20 protein-coding genes are annotated in these 15,867 nt (G+C 70.5%); 13 read left to right on the top strand and 7 right to left on the bottom strand.

Annotated elements, in window-relative coordinates:
* Positions 1–52: 52 nt before the first annotated feature.
* Positions 53–559, bottom strand: coding sequence for a hypothetical protein (locus ACZ69M_RS12100; RefSeq protein ID WP_470049048.1), 507 nt, complete (start codon positions 557–559; stop codon positions 53–55).
* An 86-nt stretch (positions 560–645) separates the two neighbouring features.
* On the opposite strand from ACZ69M_RS12100, the gene ACZ69M_RS12095 reads away from it, so the two are divergent.
* The 3 genes from ACZ69M_RS12095 (at position 646) to ACZ69M_RS12085 (ending at position 2,981) form a co-directional block, all read left to right on the top strand.
* Positions 646–1,236, top strand: a complete 591-nt coding sequence (locus ACZ69M_RS12095) for an SMI1/KNR4 family protein (RefSeq protein ID WP_470049046.1) — start codon at positions 646–648, stop codon at positions 1,234–1,236.
* Between the two features lie 223 nt (positions 1,237–1,459).
* Entirely contained in the window at positions 1,460–2,362 is a 903-nt protein-coding gene (locus tag ACZ69M_RS12090; RefSeq protein ID WP_470049044.1) for a hypothetical protein, read from the top strand.
* A gap of 196 nt (positions 2,363–2,558) precedes the next feature.
* Positions 2,559–2,981 (top strand): pentapeptide repeat-containing protein, encoded by a 423-nt coding sequence (locus ACZ69M_RS12085; protein ID WP_470049043.1) that lies wholly within the window; start codon positions 2,559–2,561, stop codon positions 2,979–2,981.
* Positions 2,982–3,216: 235 nt separating this feature from the next.
* Here ACZ69M_RS12085 and ACZ69M_RS12080 read toward each other — a convergent pair whose 3' ends face one another.
* Entirely contained in the window at positions 3,217–3,939 is a 723-nt protein-coding gene (locus ACZ69M_RS12080) for a hypothetical protein (RefSeq protein WP_470049041.1), read from the bottom strand.
* Positions 3,940–4,206: 267 nt separating this feature from the next.
* Between ACZ69M_RS12080 and ACZ69M_RS12075 the strand changes: the two genes are divergently transcribed.
* On the top strand, positions 4,207–5,160 hold the full coding sequence (locus tag ACZ69M_RS12075) for an alpha/beta hydrolase (protein WP_470049039.1): 954 nt from the start codon (positions 4,207–4,209) through the stop codon (positions 5,158–5,160).
* Positions 5,157–6,011 (top strand): alpha/beta fold hydrolase, encoded by an 855-nt coding sequence (locus tag ACZ69M_RS12070; protein ID WP_470049037.1) that lies wholly within the window; start codon positions 5,157–5,159, stop codon positions 6,009–6,011. The genes ACZ69M_RS12075 and ACZ69M_RS12070 overlap by 4 nt, the downstream gene beginning before the upstream one ends.
* Positions 6,012–6,077: 66 nt before the next feature.
* On the opposite strand, the gene ACZ69M_RS12065 is transcribed toward ACZ69M_RS12070, so the two are convergent.
* Positions 6,078–6,836, bottom strand: a complete 759-nt coding sequence (locus ACZ69M_RS12065) for a peptidoglycan-binding domain-containing protein (protein WP_470049035.1) — start codon at positions 6,834–6,836, stop codon at positions 6,078–6,080.
* 220 nt (positions 6,837–7,056) lie between these two features.
* Here ACZ69M_RS12065 and ACZ69M_RS12060 point away from each other — a divergent pair, with 220 nt between their 5' ends.
* Positions 7,057–9,474, top strand: a complete 2,418-nt coding sequence (locus ACZ69M_RS12060) for a SpoIIE family protein phosphatase (protein ID WP_470049353.1) — start codon at positions 7,057–7,059, stop codon at positions 9,472–9,474.
* Positions 9,475–9,498: 24 nt separating this feature from the next.
* Here ACZ69M_RS12060 and ACZ69M_RS12055 read toward each other — a convergent pair whose 3' ends face one another.
* The 3 genes from ACZ69M_RS12055 to rpmF form a co-directional block, all read right to left on the bottom strand.
* Positions 9,499–9,891, bottom strand: coding sequence for an SCO5389 family protein (locus ACZ69M_RS12055; protein ID WP_470049033.1), 393 nt, complete (start codon positions 9,889–9,891; stop codon positions 9,499–9,501).
* A gap of 68 nt (positions 9,892–9,959) precedes the next feature.
* On the bottom strand, positions 9,960–10,922 hold the full coding sequence (locus ACZ69M_RS12050) for an ATP-binding protein (protein ID WP_470049031.1): 963 nt from the start codon (positions 10,920–10,922) through the stop codon (positions 9,960–9,962).
* A gap of 1 nt (position 10,923) precedes the next feature.
* Entirely contained in the window at positions 10,924–11,094 is a 171-nt protein-coding gene (rpmF, locus tag ACZ69M_RS12045; protein ID WP_351704261.1) for a 50S ribosomal protein L32, read from the bottom strand.
* Between the two features lie 208 nt (positions 11,095–11,302).
* Here rpmF and ACZ69M_RS12040 point away from each other — a divergent pair, with 208 nt between their 5' ends.
* From ACZ69M_RS12040 to ACZ69M_RS12010, 7 genes are all read left to right on the top strand, one after another.
* Positions 11,303–11,983, top strand: a complete 681-nt coding sequence (locus ACZ69M_RS12040; protein WP_470049030.1) for a DUF6445 family protein — start codon at positions 11,303–11,305, stop codon at positions 11,981–11,983.
* The gene (locus ACZ69M_RS12035; protein ID WP_470049028.1) at positions 11,980–12,198 is read left to right on the top strand and encodes a hypothetical protein; all 219 of its coding nucleotides are present in this window, start codon (positions 11,980–11,982) and stop codon (positions 12,196–12,198) included. Before ACZ69M_RS12040 ends, ACZ69M_RS12035 begins: the two co-directional genes overlap by 4 nt.
* A 337-nt stretch (positions 12,199–12,535) precedes the next feature.
* Complete coding sequence (locus ACZ69M_RS12030) at positions 12,536–12,682, top strand: helix-turn-helix domain-containing protein (RefSeq protein ID WP_470049026.1); 147 nt, start codon at positions 12,536–12,538, stop codon at positions 12,680–12,682.
* A gap of 166 nt (positions 12,683–12,848) precedes the next feature.
* Positions 12,849–13,238 carry a luciferase domain-containing protein gene (locus ACZ69M_RS12025; RefSeq protein WP_470049024.1) on the top strand — a complete coding sequence of 130 codons (390 nt, stop codon included), beginning with the start codon at positions 12,849–12,851 and terminating at the stop codon, positions 13,236–13,238.
* A gap of 112 nt (positions 13,239–13,350) precedes the next feature.
* The gene (locus ACZ69M_RS12020; RefSeq protein WP_470049022.1) at positions 13,351–13,521 is read left to right on the top strand and encodes a hypothetical protein; all 171 of its coding nucleotides are present in this window, start codon (positions 13,351–13,353) and stop codon (positions 13,519–13,521) included.
* A 78-nt stretch (positions 13,522–13,599) separates the two neighbouring features.
* Entirely contained in the window at positions 13,600–13,842 is a 243-nt protein-coding gene (locus ACZ69M_RS12015; protein WP_470049020.1) for a hypothetical protein, read from the top strand.
* Positions 13,843–14,102: 260 nt separating this feature from the next.
* The gene (locus ACZ69M_RS12010; protein ID WP_470049018.1) at positions 14,103–14,915 is read left to right on the top strand and encodes an acyl carrier protein; all 813 of its coding nucleotides are present in this window, start codon (positions 14,103–14,105) and stop codon (positions 14,913–14,915) included.
* Positions 14,916–15,147: 232 nt separating this feature from the next.
* Here ACZ69M_RS12010 and ACZ69M_RS12005 read toward each other — a convergent pair whose 3' ends face one another.
* Positions 15,148–15,807 carry a TetR/AcrR family transcriptional regulator gene (locus tag ACZ69M_RS12005; RefSeq protein WP_470049016.1) on the bottom strand — a complete coding sequence of 220 codons (660 nt, stop codon included), beginning with the start codon at positions 15,805–15,807 and terminating at the stop codon, positions 15,148–15,150.
* Positions 15,808–15,867 lie beyond the last annotated feature (60 nt).

Here is a 15,867-nt window from a genome sequence, read left to right as displayed (position 1 = left end):
CAGGTGGACCGCACCAGCAAGTGGACCGCGAGCGCGGCGAATCCGACGCCGATCAGTCGGAGGTCAGTGAGGCACGGATCCGGGTGACGGCGCGCAGGATTTCGTCCCGGCTCCTCGCCCGCTTGATCCACGGCGGCAGACGCGCCACCAGTGTCATCTTCCGTCTGGTGTCGTACCAGGGTGCTCGTTCACGCAGCGAGGCCTGGACAAAGCGCTGGAGCAGGTCCAGATGGTCCAGGTTGTATGCCCACAACCACCCATGACGGGTCTCGCACTGGAGCCACAGTGGCGTGCCGAAGTACGGGTCCGTCGCGGGCTGAGCCGTACCCCGGCTGAACGAGACGCGACTGGCCGTCGACACCCGTGACAGCCCGCAGTTGCGGCAGACAAGACGCCTGGGCGTGAACAGTGTCACTCTCGCGTCTCCGGCACCCTCGGGTGACGGCACGACGTGAGCGACCTTCGCGCAGTGGGGGCAGCGCACGAGGATCGAGCCGATGAAGTCGTACCCCGTGCTCCGCGGATCCCGGAACCGATGGGCGGCAGACGGGAAGACCATGCCATGAGTATGAGCTACCGACGAAATGCAGTTCGAGCGCGCAGGCGCGGCGGGCCGGGCGTGGACGTCCTTGTTACGGTCGCTGGATGGAGAGCTGGGATGTGGGCGGCGTACGCGCTCGGATACTGGAGATGGCGGCACAGGATCCGGGACGGGAGCGCTTCGGGGCGGACACGCACCGGTACGTGTTGGCACCCCCGCTGCCAGCCGCGGAGATCAGTACGTTCGAGGAAGCCCACGGCATCGATCTGCCGGCGGAGTACCGGTCCTTCGTCGCAAAGGTGGGAAACGGCCCCGCCGGTCCCGGTCACGGGTTGATGCCGTTGGCCGCCCCCAGGCAGGAAGGCGGCGGGGAGTGGGCCATGGACGACGAGTGGGAACAAGACCGGCTGCCGGGCCGACTCGCCGAGCCCTTCCCTCTCGCCGAACCCCTGCCCGGCCGGATTGACACGTCGGCCGATGCGCTGATCCGGGGCACACTCATGGTGGCTGACCAGGGCTGCGGCATCTACGTCCGGCTGATTCTGAACGGCCCCCGAGCGGGCGAGGTCTGGCAACTCGACCCGGACTGGGGCGGCTTCGTCCCGGCGAGCGCCGGGTTTCGCGCCTGGTACACCGATTGGCTGCAGAGCCCGCACATACGCCCCACGCCGTCCGGGCCAAGCTTCCTACCTTGATCCAAATATCAGATGATCCGGTCAAGTTCGCTCGTCCCCTCAGGTGATCTGGCTCCTGGCGTCGGAGCAGGTCACCGGGGGTGTTGAGGGGCCGTCGGCGTCCGCCCCTCACCGGGCGTGAACACCTGAAGAAGGTGCCTGGGCCGGTCGCGGCTATGATCCGCATCTTCGAGTGAGTGGGGGCCTGGTGGGTATATTTCGGCGTGGAGAGCGTCGTGACGGGGTGGACCTCCCGCGCGACGGGGAGTTCGCGTTCCTGTCCGAGGCGGAGGCAGCCCGGTTGCGTACCTTCGTCCGCGAGGCCTTCGCGGAGCGCGGCATCGAGGTAACGGTCGAACCGGGACGCGTGACCACTGACTCGGGCTGGCGCTTCGGCCTCTCCAATCTCGCGGCCGTGTGCCACCACGACAGCCGCGGCCCTCGGTGCTGGCGAACGCTGGTAGACGAACATGTCGACCGGGTCATCCGCTCGATGGATGGGCCACAGGCGCTCAGGGCCCTGCCGCACGAACGGCTCCTGGCCCAGCTCTACCCCCGCTTCATTCCCAGCGATCCCGCGCTCCTGAAGGCCTTCGGGTACGGTCCCCGATCGGTCCCGGGGCTGCTGGAGGTGCTGGCGCTCGACCTCCCGGAAACGGTCGACATGCTGACCGCGGACTCCCTCTCCGATCTGGGTGAAATCACGGCCCTTCGGGACCGCGCGTTCCAGAACCTACGGGCCGTCCGCGTTGACAGGCACAAGGTGGTCAGGGACAAGGACGGCTCCCACTTCGACGTGCTGACGGGAGGCTCGTACTTCATCGCGAGCCTCGCCCTGGTCCTCGACGAGGTCGTACGCCGCTACACCAAGGACGCACCCGCGCCGGACGGAATCCTGGTCACGCTGCCGCACCGGCACCAACTCGCCTTCCACGTCGTCCGCGACAGGAGCGTGGCCCCCTCGCTGCACGCCATGGCCAGGTTCGCCGCCGTGGGCTTCGAGCAGTCGCCGGGCGCGCTGAGCCCTTCGGTGTTCTGGTGGCACGAGGGCAGCTTTGCCCAGGTCGCGACGCAGGACGACGCCGGCCTGCACATCAGACTCACCCGGGAGGCCATGGACCTGGCGGCACGTTTCGCGGGCGGATAGCCAGGCAGTGATCTGGTCCTCGCAGGTCCGAGCGCTGACTCCGAACCAGATCACTCGAGACGGGACACCCAGTTTGGGAGCGTGCTCGTTGCCGTGGGACCGCCGACCCATGTGAGCCCATGCGACACCGGACAGGGCACCGGTGCCGGCAGCCCGGCGGCGACAGCCCGCTCCCAGAGCCGGCACGATGTCCGACATGGGCCGACCGGAGACGTTGAAGGACAACCTCGCCGCCCGCCGTCAACATGCGACTCTCCAGCGGGAGTCCTTCGACAGCGCGGATCTCGCGTCGGTGCGCTTGCAGCCGTTGTGGTTCACACGGTGCACATTTCGGGGGACCGACCTCCGCCAAGCCACCCTCGACGGCTGCCACTTCAAGCTGTGCGATCTCCGCGGAGCCAATCTGAGCGGGGCTTCCATGAGGGGCGTCACGCTGGCGGGCTGCGACCTGACCGGCGCCGACCTCCGGGCAGCGGACCTGACCGGTGCCCGTTTCGGCCGGGTCCTCACCGGTACCTCGCCTCATGGGCTCACCGACGCCACCGACGTCAGGCTGGACAACGCTGTTCTCCGCGACCTTCAGCTCGACCAGGTCATTGGGTGGCCCATCATCGGGTAGTCGGCCGATACTCGAGGCGCACAGACCGCTTCCATCTACCAGAGGACCCCTTGGAGTCGATTGGTGTCAGGCCATCCGGAGGCGCAAGGGCGGCCTGCGGTGTTCCCGTCAGGTCCGGCCACGTCGGCAGGTCGTCCGCCGGTCAGGGGGTGAGTGGCGTCCGCGACCGCAACGGGGGCGGGCGGTCATCCACCGCCAGAGAGGCTGATGGCGGCTGACACTCAGGACCGCGTCATCAGCCGCGAGAGATCTCGGCGGTGGAGGCCAGCCGTAGGCCGGCCAGGGCGAGGAAATCGGTGAGTTCGATGTGGCCACCGTCGGTCCCGTCGTCCCACATCGTCCAGAGCCTGGACTCCTCACCGTCCCACGTGTCGGTGTCCTCACTCGGATGCTGCTCGACGGTCCCCTCCCCGTGCCGGTACCGCAGATACAGGTACTGACCGCCGGTCGTCCACGCGTCCCACTGCGACGGGAAGCCACCGCAGGTCTGCACCACCCGGGCGAGGATCACGTCCTCGTGCAAGTGGCTCTCGACCGGGCCCAGGTGCTGGTCATGGGCGAGGACGAGCTCGTCGTCGAGGGCGAGTAGGCGGATGCTCCCGCCGGGGAACTGGAGCGTGAGTCCGGCCCCGAAGCCGACGCGCGCGTCCCGATGGCTGATCTCTCGGACCGAGCGGACCGGCTCGCCGATGAACCGGGTCACCGACAGGCCAAGAGGATCCTCGACGACCACGACGCTGCCGTACTGCTCCATCGAGTACGGCTCGTGCGGCTGGTCGATCGTCAGCGACAGGCCAGTGCCGGGTGTGTGGAAGCGGACCGGGCCGAGCCCTTCGAGATGGAGCCACAGATGCAGCAGCGACGGCTCGCCATCGGCGTAGTGGTGCCAAGCCGTGGTCACCCGCAGCAGCCGCTTGCCGATCAGGTCGGCGGCGAACAGCTCCTCATCGTCGGTCACCCGCCGATGTTCGCATGGCTCCCCATACCGTGGCGCCGGGTTTCGCTCGCCTCCAAGCCTGGACGCTCACCCCTGTGCGCGTTCGGTTTTCCACCGCGGTACTCCTGCGGCCCGTACAGGTGTGTCCCCGGCGGGGAGTGTGACGAGGTGTCGCGGCGATGTCACACCGGGGTCCTCATGACCCCTCTTGGATGCGGAGGCTCGGCGAAGACGCGGCAGACGCGCGCGGGAGGCCGGTTATGACAGGACTTATGACAGGAGGCTCTCATGAACGACATGACCGATCCGGTGTCCGGGGAGCGGCAGAAGGTCCGTTTCAGCAGTGGTGGCAGCGAGTGCGCTGCCTGGCACTATCCGGGGAGCGACGGCTCCTGTGTGATCATGGCGGGCGGGTTCGCCGTGACGAAGGAACCGGCCACCGACCTGTTCGCGCGGCGGTTCCACGACGCCGGGTTCGGCGTGCTGGCCTTCGACTATCGCGGATTCGGTGAGAGCGGTGGTCGACCGCGCCAAGTCGCCTCGGTCAGCGGGCAGTTGGCGGACTGGCGAGCCGCCGTCGCGTTCGCAGCGACCCTGCCGGGAGTCGACCGGAACAGGCTGGCGGTCTGGGGATTCTCCGCATCCGCCGGTCACCTCCTCCGGCTCGCGGCGCGCACCCCGCACCTCGCCGCGGTGATCGCCCAGACACCGAACGTCGGGGGACCGGCCGCCGCACGCCTCGCGGCGCGCCACCAGAAGCCACTCGCCCTGCTGCGCCTGCTCGGCAGGGGCGTCCTCGACACGGCCGGCGGCCTCCTCGGCCGTCCGCCCCTGCTGGTGCCACTCAGCGGCGAGCCCGGCACGGTCGCCGTTCTCACCACGCCGGACACGGCCGACGCCCCGCGCGCGCTCAATCCCGGCGACCGGTATCCGCACTGGCGGCAGGAGGTCGCGGCCCGCTCGGCGCTCGGCCTCGGGTTCTACCGTCCCGGCCGTGACGCCTCCCGCGTACGGTGTCCGCTGCTCGTCGTCGTATGCGAGGAGGACCAGTCCGCCTCGCCCACGGCGGCCGTGCGCGCGACGCGGCAGGCGCCCCGCGCGGAGCTGGTGTGGTTGCCCGGCGGGCACTACGCGCCGTTCCTGGACGCCCACGAACGGGCGGTCGACGCCGAGTTGTCGTTCCTGCGCCTGCATGTGCTCGATTCCCCGGTGGCCTCCGTCGCCTCCGTGGAGCGCGGATGACGACGGGGGAGGTCGAGCTGTCGGCGGGGACGGTCGCGTACCGGGACACGGGTGGCGACGGTCCGGTGCTGGTGCTGCTGCACGGGCTGATGATGGACGCCTCGCTGTGGGACGAGACGATCACCGAGCTCGCCGCCGACCACCGGTGCGTGGCGCCGACCCTGCCGCTCGGGGCGCATCGGCACGGAATGCGGGCCGACGCCGACCTGTCGCTGCCCGGGGTGGCCCGGCTGGTCGCGGAGTTCCTCGACCGCCTCGATCTGCGGGACGTCGTCCTGGTCGGCAGTGACACCGGCGGTGCGCTCGTCCAGCTCATGATGGGCGACGGTGCGGCACGGGTGGCGGGGGTGGTGCTCGTGTCGTGCGACGCCTTCGACAACTTCCCGCCCGGGCTGACGGGCCGGACGCTCGTCCTCAGTGGCAGGCTCCCACCTCGGCTGTTCGGGATGTTCATGCAACAGATGCGGCTACGGCCGCTGCGCCGCACGCCGGTCGCCTTCGGGTGGCTGACACTCCGGGGAGACGCCGCCACCGCTCGGTGGATCAGGCCGGTCCTCGAACGGCCGGAGATCCGCCGCGACACCGTACGCACCTTGCGCGCGGCGGCGGCGGACACCGGTCTGCTGCTCGTCGCGGCCGAACGACTGCCGCACTTCGACCGCCCCGCCCTTGTCGTCTGGGCGCGCGGCGACCGCGTGATGCCGCCCGAGCATGGCCGACGCCTCGCCGCGCTGCTCCCGCGGGGACGTCTGGTCGAGATCGACGACAGCTACACGCTCGTCCCGTTGGACCGGCCGACGGAACTCGCCCGGGCCATAAGGGAGTTCACCCGGTCGTCCGCGGCCACCTGACGGTCCTGGCGCGCTCGGCACCCGTTCGCCGGCCATACGGCCATGGAGCCGCAGAGCCGTACGGGGTCACAGCGTCGTACGGGATTCGAGGTCGGCGCGGGTGTCGTTGCCGTAGACACCCGTCTCGTCGCCCCGGATCCCGTACCAGAGCTGGAAGCGCGCGACCGCGGCCGTGAGCGTGGCGTCGTAGGTGCCGTTCGTGGAGCCGTGGTCGTAGACGTTCGGGATCCGCAGCAGCCGCTGCTGCAGGTCCTTGACCGCGGGGCCGCTGTCCCCCTCGCGCAGGGTGCCCGCCCCGTCCGGGTCGGCGCTCGCGGACGGGGCCTGAGCGGCGGCCGTCGTGGGCGCGCCGGTCGGGGCTCGCCCGGCCTGCGCTCCGGCCTCCTGCTCACCGCCGGGCAGCAGCAGCGCGAGGGCGAAGCCGACGAGGGCCGCACCCGTGACCCCGATGACGACCGCCGCGCGGCGGTGTCCCGTGCCCCAGCCGGCCGTCCGCCCGCCCGCGCGCCCGCGCTCGCGGTGGACTCCGGGAGCGGAGGAGGGCCCGCGAGCCCCCACCGGTCTCCCGCCCCGGGTGTAGTCCTCGCCCACGAGGACGGGTGGCAGTTCCTCGGTCGCGTCCTCGGCCACCGGCGGCGTCACGGCGACCGTCGTGGCCGGTACGGCGATGACCTCGTAGTTCTCGTCCGAGTCGGGCCCGTGCTGTTCCTCCCGCACCTCCTTCAGAAGTTGCGCGAGTGCCTCCGTCCGGCGGCGCCGCTGAACATAGGTGGGTTCGATCGCCCGTCGCCCCCCGGGCTGCCCTGGTTCGGGCGGTGTCGGCACACTGCTCTCCTTCCGTGCGCGCGGTTTCACGCCATCCCCGTGGAGTGATACGTGGCCGGCGGCCCAAGGGTTCAACGGCGCCCCAGGCCCCCGAGCCCACGTGGTCGTACAACGTGAAGAATGGGCAAATAACGGGTAGGACCACCTTCGGGGAGCGGAGAGGGTCGCCGTGGCTGCGAGCGAGGAACGAGACGTGTCGGCCGCCCGCCGGCGCTTCGACATGGCGGACGCCGCGCCACTGCTGCTCGACGCCCGGATGACGGTGACCAGCTGGACCGCGGACGCCGAGCGCCTGCTGGGGTACGCGCCCTCCGAGGTCCTGGGCCGCCGCGCCGCCGACCTGCTGCTTCCGGAGGACGCGGCCCGGATCCCGGACCTTGCGGCGCGATGCAGCGACGGCGGCGGCTGGGCGGGACTGCTGTCCGCGCTGCACCGGGACGGGCACGCGGTCCGGTTGATGGTCCGGGCCGTCCCGATACGCGAGAGCGGCGGACCGACACGCTGGGTGGTGCTGCTCGCCGATCTGGCCGGTGGCCCCGGCTGGGACATGAGCCGGTCGGTGCTGGAGCGGATGAACGCCCGCTCGCCGGTGGGCATCGCCATCGTGGACACGGACCTGCGCTATGTGTGGTCGAACGCCGCGCTGGAGCAGTTCGGCGGGGGAGCGCCGCACCGGCGGCTGGGACGCAGGCTCGCCGACATCCAGCCGGGCCTGGACGCCGAGACGCTCGAGGCGCAGATGCGCCGGGTGCTGGAGAGCGGCCGACCGGTCGTCGGGTACGAGCACGTGGGCCGCATACAGTCCGCGCCGCATCGAGAGTCCGCGCACTCCCTGTCGTTCATCCGGCTGGAGGACGACCACGGCCACCCGATCGGGGTCTACTACACCGTCGTCGACGTCACCGATCGCTACCGTGCGCGACGGCGGCTGGCGCTGCTCGACCGGGCCGGCGAGCACATCGGCCGCAGTCTGGACGTCCAGAGCACCGCACAGGAGTTGGCCGACGTCGCCGTACCGGGGCTGGCCGACTTCGTCACCGTGGACCTGCTGGAGTCCGTGCTCAGGGGAGCCGAGCCGGTGCCCGGCCCGCTGAGCGACACGGACGTGGTGTCACTGCGGCGTGCCGGACAGCAGTCGGTCCGGGCCGGTATCCCGGAAACCGCTGTCGAGGTGGGTGAGGCCGCGACCTACCAGACGACCTCTCCCCCGGTCCGCGCTCTGGCCGAGGGCCGGTCCTGGCGTGAGGCGCGGCTCGATCCGCAGGCCAGGAAGTGGAGCACGAGCGCCCGCGAGGGGCCGGCCGCCTCCTTCCTCGACCTCGGGCTGCACAGCGCGATGATCGTGCCCGTCCGGGCCCGTGGCGTCACACTGGGGATCACCACATTCTTCCGGCGCGACTGCGAGGACCCCTTCGACGAGGACGATCTGAGCCTGGCGGAGGAGTTCGTCGGCAGGGCGGCGCTGTGTCTGGACAACGCCCGTCGTTACACCCGTGAGCGCGACGCGGCGCTCGTCCTCCAGCGCAATCTGCTCCCGCACCGCTTCCCCGAGCAGAACGCGGTGGAGGTCTCGGCCTGCTACCGGCCCGCGGACGAGCTGACGGGCCTCGCCGGGGACTGGTTCGACGTCATTCCGCTGTCCGGGGCGCGGGTGGCACTGGTCGTGGGCGAGGTGACCGGTCACGGCATCGACGGCGCCGCCGCCATGGGGCGGCTGCGGGCCGCCGTACAGACCCTCGCCGATCTGGACCTGTCGCCCGAGGAGGTGCTCGCGCACCTGGACGACCTGGTCAGCCGGGCCGCCCGGGAGGAGGGCAGCGGCGCGGACACCCTCACCAGCGGGATGCAGGCCGTCGGAGCCAGCTGTCTGTACGTCGTGTACGACCCGGTGAGCGGGCGATGCGCGATGGCGGGCGCGGGGCATCCCGCACCCGCGGTCATCGCTCCCGACGGCACCGTCACGTTCGCGGACCTTCCCCGCGGTCCCGCGCTGGGTGTCGCCGGACTGCCCTTCGAATCGGTGGAGTTCACCCTCGACGAAGGCAGTGTGCTCGCCCTGCACACCGACGGGCTGATCGCCACGCCCCGCACGGGACGGGATCCGGACGCGGGCCGGGAGCGGCTGCGGGGCGCATTGGCCTCGCACCGTCAGCCGTTGGACGGCATGTGCCGCACGATCGTGGACGATCTCGTGCCGTCGCGGCCGTACGACGACGTGGCGCTGCTGATGGCGCGCACCCGTCGGCTCGGCGCCGAGCAGGTCGCGACCTGGGACCTGTCCACCAATCCGGCCATGGTCGCCGAGGCCAGGAAGGTGGCGACGCAGCAGCTGAGTGCGTGGGGGCTGGACGAGCTGGTCTTCACCACCGAGCTGGTCGTGAGCGAGCTCGTCACCAACGCGATCCGGTACGCCTCGGGGCCGATCCGGCTGCGCCTGATCACCGAGCGGGCGCTGATCTGCGAGGTCTCCGACGGCGCCGCGACCGCACCGCATCTGCGGCATCCGAAGACCACCGACGAGGGTGGCCGCGGGCTGTTCCTGATCTCCCAGTTCACCCGGCGCTGGGGCACCCGTTACACCCCCGAGGGCAAGGTCATCTGGGCCGAGCAGTCGCTGACCACCCAGCCCACGACGTGACGGACGGACGCGTGGCCGCGGGGTTCAGCAGTCGCGGAACTCGGGTGACTGGTTGAGGATCTGCGCACGCTGCGAGGTGAACCGGGAGTGGGTCGCGCCGCCCCGGCCCTCGGGGCGGAAGACGGCGACGCGGTGGCAGTTCATGAAGGCGAGGGTGACGCCGAAGTGCCGCTCCAGGCTGCCGCGGATCGCGTCGCTGGCGAGCGCCCTCAGCAGCTGGCCGCGTTCCCTCTCGGAGGGCGGCGGAGTGTGGTTGTCGGCGAACTCGGCCGTACCGTCGCGGAGTTGATGAGCCAGGTCGGCGATGAGGTCGTACGCGTACGGCAGGGACGTACGGACGGTGTCCACGAAGTCCGCTTCGCGGACCGGACCGCGTTCGGCTTCGGCGAGCAGCTTCGGGGAGACGTCGAGTGACATGAGAGTGGCAGTCCTGTCGCTAGGTGGTTCGGTGGTGCGCCGGTCGTACTCCGGCCGTGCGCGGGGGATCAGTCGGCGGACGGTTCGAGGGCGGTGGGGCCGTGCCGGAAGTCGGGGTCGATCTGTGCGGAGAGGTCGGTGCCGGTGGCCCGGTCGGCCCAGGCGGCGGCGTTGCGGAGGTGGAAGGCGACGGCGTGTTCCTGGAAGGCCGTCCAGTCCTTGGTACGGGCGTCCAGGGCCGTCCGCATGTGGCGCAGCGCGTGGATGTTGTGCGGTTCGAGGCCGCCGCGGGGTCGGCCCTGCTCCTGGGCGCGCACCCAGGAGGAGTGCCGGACGTACGTCAGGAGGTCGTCGCCGACGTGTTCCTTGAGGAAGAGCAGGTCGTCCTCGGCGGTGACCTTGTTGCCGATCACCGCGATCGGGATGCCGAACTCCTCGGCGTGGTCGCGGTACTGGCGGTAGACGGAGACACCCTTGCGGGTGGGTTCGGCGACCAGGAAGGTCATGTCGAAGCGGGTGAACAGTCCGGAGGCGAAGGCGTCGGCACCGGCGGTCATGTCGACGACCACGTACTCGCCGGGCCCGTCGACGAGATGGTTGAGGTACAGCTCCACCGCGCCGAGTTTGGAGTGGTAGCAGGCCACGCCGAGATCGCTCTCGTCGAACTCACCGGTGACCATCAGCGGTACTCCGCCGATCCGTTGGAGGTGCGAAGTGTGCACCGGGTCGTCGCCGAGGAGACGCAACAGGCGTGAGCCGCGGCCCGGCGGGGTGGTCTTGATCATGGCCTCGGGCGAGGTGATGCGCGGGTTGCTGCCGCGCAGGTGGGCCTTGATCTCGCCGAGTCGCGCACTGAGGGGCGGGGCGGCGAAGGTCTCGTCGTCGCCGAGGCCGAGGGCGTGGGCCAGGTGCTGGTTGATGTCACCGTCGATGGCGACGACGGGCGCGCCGGAGTGCGCCAGCTCGCGGGAGAAGAGGGCCGACAGCGTGGTCTTGCCGCTGCCGCCCTTTCCGACGAAGGCCGCGCGCATCTCAACCCTCCGGGTGGAGCAGGCCGCGCTCGTACGCCTTGGCCAGCCGCTGGGGTACGAGGTGGGAGGCGCCGTCGACGGTGATCGGGACGAGCCGCGCCGTGGCGGCCTTCCACTGGGCGCGGCGGTGGCGGGTGTTGCTGCGGGACATCTTGCGTTTGGGCACGGCCATGTCGGTCTCCAAGGTAGGTGAACACGACCGACGCTACCTGAAAATGGATCTCATTTCCAAGCTGGCGCGCGGGGCGCGCACGGGAAGCGCACGGGGCATGCGCGCGTCACAGAGGGCGCTCGGACAGCCTTGACGCCAAGCGAAGTTGACAGATTGTTGACCAATTCCCAGGCGAGTGGTGACCGAGGCCGCCACTATGGTCGGCCGCATGTCCTCACACCCCCCACGGACTCCGCCCCTCCCTGTCCTCCCCTATCGGAAACCGACCCGTGACCGGGACTACTGGGTCTTCGACGATGTGCTGCCCGACGTGGACGCCGTCCGGGAGCGCTGTCTCGCCAAGGACGAGTGGGCCAAGGGCTACCCGTACACCTCGGAGAGCTGGCCGGGCCTGCGGACGATGCCGGGGCTCGAACCGGGCGAACTGGCCCGCGTGGAACGGCTGGTGAAGAAGGCCACCGGCGCGAAGGAGCTGTGGGTGCAGAGCACGCCCTCCGGGGGCACGCTCAATCACAACTGCGTCCAGGTGGTCGGCAAGGACGAGGGCCAACCGCGCCCGCACACCGACTCCCGCGCGCTGTGCCGGTACGCCGCCGTGCTCTATCTCAACCCGGTCGTACCCAAGAGCTGCGGCACGAGCTTCTACCGGCAGAGCCTGCCCGGCGGCCGGCTCGGCGGGAACGTGGTGGCGGCTCCGCACAACAACCTGGTCGACGCGCTGGGTACCCGGTTCGTGGCGCCGGACTCCTTCATCGAGGACCTCGAGGTCCCGCACCGCTACAACCGGCTGCTCCTGTACCACGCCAACTTGATGCACAGCGCCACCGGCTACTGGGGCAGCACGATGGAGGACAAGCGGATGACCGCGGTCTTCTTCTGGATGGCGTGAGCCCGCGTGCGGACGGCGTGAGTCCGCGCACCGATGCCGAGCGGCCCCGGATCCTGGAGTCCGGGGCCGCTCGGCTGTGCGGGGCGGTGGTGCACGAGCCGGTGCGCGGGGTGGCGGAGGGCACCGCCGACCGGCTCGCCGTGGGGCTGCCCGCCGGGGGCTTCGGCCTTGGGGCGATGTGGGCGCTGGTGTCGGGGCCGAGCGGCGGCAGGTGACGGCGTTCGCGCGGATCGCCCACCGGGTTGCGGCGCATCCGATGCGGAGCAGGGCCGAGGACTACCGCACCCACCGGGCCGAGAGGGAACAGCTCGCCGTTCTGCCGCACGTCGGTCCCACCGTCACCGGCTCCGGCGACTCCATCGAACTCCCCCGCGGCGCCCACTCGGTCGCCGCACCGGCCATCGCTCCCTCCACGACCCCTCCGAACGCGCCGTCGCCCGCTCCCGGCGGGAACACGGGCTCGCGCCCATGCAGCCGCGGCGACGGCACGGGACTGGCTGCGGGACCTGCTCGACGACCAGGCCGGGAATCGTATGCCCGTCCTTCATCCGCGTGCTCGGCCCGCAGCGGTCGTACATCCATGCGAACACCCTGCGCTACCGACTGACGGAGGTCGAACAGAGCGTCGGTATCAATCTCGCCGATCCCGGCATCAGGCTCGTCCTCGCCCTCCAGCTCGAGGCACGCGACCCCGCCTGACCCATCCGTCCCGTACGACCTCGCCCTCGACCTCGGGGAACGCTGCCCGCTCGGGGAGAAACGCCCCTGACTTCCACCCGCCATTTCCGGACATGCGCGGGCTACGGCTCAGTTACAGCTTGCTCAAGTCCTGGTGGCCGGACGGTGAGCCCTTCATGATGGGCGCATGACGTTGGCCTCGCGTGCCATGACACAACTGGCGGGCTGGCCGGACCTCGCAGAGGCCCGGCCGAGCTGCGGCACAGGGCGGGCGCTGAGTTCGGCGCAGGGCGAGATCGTGCACTTCCATTCGGATCACGATGTCGACCTGCACCTCACAGCGCGTGCCATTCACCGTTTCCAGGATTATCTCCGGGGCGCCACCGCGGTCCGGATGGTGCCCGATTCGCGGTGGGTGACGATACGCCTCGAGGTGGACGCCGACATCGGCCTGCTCTTCACCCTGGTGAGCCTCGCTCTTCAGTCCCACCAGACATGGCCGGTTCCGGGCGACTCTCCGTCGGCGGACTGCAACGACCTCCGCAGCCTGGCGCTTCCGCGCGACAGCGTCGGCTGAGCCGTCACCGACGCCGGACGGGGGCGGGCGGTGGGGTTGATCAGTTGATCAGCAACACGAGTGGCGGCTCCCGTGTTCCCTGTGCGGTGGAGGGCGGGCACGCAGCAGATCGATGGCACCCGCCCCGACGTGCACCGCCTCCACCTTCCGGCGGGCCGAACCCACCTTCGCCGCACCGCAGTCGCGCGAACTCGACGGGCACCCGGTGTCCCACGGCCGACGTCTCACCGCCGAGGTCGGGCCCGGCGTGCTGACCGTCCTGCCGCCCGCCCGGGAGAAGTGAACGGGCACCGCCACCGAGGTCCCCGGGACCCGCGACACGACCGGCGACGAACTCCCGGCCGACGAGGCACCGGCACCGATGCGCCGCTACGACCGCCGGCCGCTGCCGCGCGACCCCTGCGTCCGGTTCCGCTACGCCGACGTCGTCGACGACGTACTGGACAGCAGCCGCCACAGCGACGGTGACGGTGACGGTGACGGTGACCAGAACGTCCTGTGGTTCGGTCTGGTCTTCTCACTGGTCAACGTCACCATCGCGATGTGCCAGATCGAACGCGGCGCCAACCGGTCGGACACAGGGTGGCGCGAAACACCCTTCTGAACAGGCCCTGGACCTACCTCCCCGCATCCCCTTCGCCCATCCGCCGAGGGCAATGCGGGGCGGCCTGCGGCCGACGTCCAGGTGAACACGCAACCCGGACAAATCAACCTCCTGCCACAGCCGCGTAACAGCGGCCGGACAGGGCACAACTCCCACCCCACCCCGCCGGTCGAACCTGCTGCGTCGCACACCTGCGCCGCGGCGGAACCGGTGCCGCCCGGCGTAACTCCTTTAGTCCCGACCGAAGTTGGAGCTGCCCTGTGTCCAGGAAGTCCCTGCCGACGCGGCTTGCCGCCACCGCCGCGCTCCTGCTCACCGCAGGCGCGCTGTCCGCGCCCGCCGCCTCAGCCAAGCCCTCGGACGCCTCCCCCGGCGACGCCTACGTGCTGACCGTGACCACCAACCCGACCAGCACCAACTACGACAACCGCCACGTCGACGTCACCGGCACCGTCACGAAGGCCGACGGCACCCCGGCGCCCAACATCCCCGTCACCATCCAGGAGGTCGTCCAGTTCACCACCTGGAACCCGTGGGGCGACCCGATCGACCCCAACTACTACGAACCCCGTGACCTGGGCACGCCGGTCAGCGACGCCAGCGGGAACTTCACCGTCCCCGACGTCGACATCGACCACGTGACCGGCAGCAGCCTGCTCAACGTCCAGCGCGGGATACGGATCACCGCTCTCTACGACGTGGACGGCGACCTCAACACCCCGCAGGACGGCTACTTCGCGGACACCACCGTGGCCGCCAACGCCAAGTCCAGCTCCGTCAGTTACCAGGTCAACAAGAAGAAGGTGAAGGCGGGCGACACCCTCACCATCCTCGGAAAGGTCACCCTCCCCAAGGGGGTCGAGCCCAGGGGTACCGAGGTCTTCCTGCAGACCTACTGGGAGAACGAGTACCACGTGAAGACGACCGCCGAGGACCACGGCTTCTTCGTGCTGACCGTGCGCGTCTCGCGCGACGACGACACGTTCGTGCTGCGCACGGCCCCGAAGGACCTCTACGTGGCGGGCGTGGACCAGTCGCTCCCGATCACCAACACCTCGCTCCCCCGCACGTAGCCTCCACAGGAGGGACTTTCCGACGTAGAAGCGGCCTTCGTCTGATCCTGTGCTCGGTTACAGAGGCACAGGTACAGCGCGAAGGCCGTGGGCGTGAGCCTGACGGTCCGGTGCGGATGCCGGTCGACCTCGCGCTCACTCCCGAACCAAGCACGGGGGCGTGCTTGCGCGGCGGCCGCTGCCGATGCGTAACACGGACGAGAGCTGAGCAGGCGGCGGAACAAGACGCGTTTCAGGACTCCGTCGGCAGGCGCAGCAGGTCGGCCAGCTCGGCGTCGTAGAACCGCGCGGGGTCGAACCCCATCCCGGTGAAGTGGCCGGCGAGTTCCAGGGACAGGACGCCGTGCAGGCGGGTCCAGAAGGCCAGGGCCCGGTGGAGCGTGGCGGGCGGGGCGGGGTGGCCGCCCGCCCAGTCCCGGTGTTCGGCGAGGTGGGCATCGAACGGGGTCACCGGGCCGTCCGCGGACAGTTCGACGCACGCGTCGAGCAGGTACGCCATCATCTCGGAGGCGATCGCGGTGATGTCGTCGGGCGCGTGATAGCCGGGTACCGGGGTGCCGTAGACGAGGAAGTACCGCTGGGGGTCGGCCAGGGCCCAGCCGCGCAGCGCGTGCGCGAGGCCCGTCGCGTCGGCACCCGCGGTGCGCGCCGCACGGAGGGTGTCGGCGAGGCTGCGGTACGCGTCCCTGACCAGCTCGGTGATCAGCTCGTCGCGGCTGGCGAAGTACCGGTACAGCGCGGGCCCGCTCATGCCCATGCTCCTGGCGATCGCGTTGAGGGAGAGCGCGGACGCCCCCGCCGTGGCGATCTGCTCCCACGCACGCTCCTTGATCTCCGCACGCACCTGGGTGCGGTAGCGCTCGCGTGGCGTCGTCGCCTCTGCTCCGTCCATGACCTGCCCTCCCTCACCGTCTAGTTAGAGGCTATCACGATGGTTATTGACACTCCCTTC

The organism is Streptomyces sp. NPDC107454 (assembly GCF_055582885.1).
Note: the sequence above shows the minus strand (reverse complement) of the source record. Positions and strands in the feature narration are given on the sequence as shown.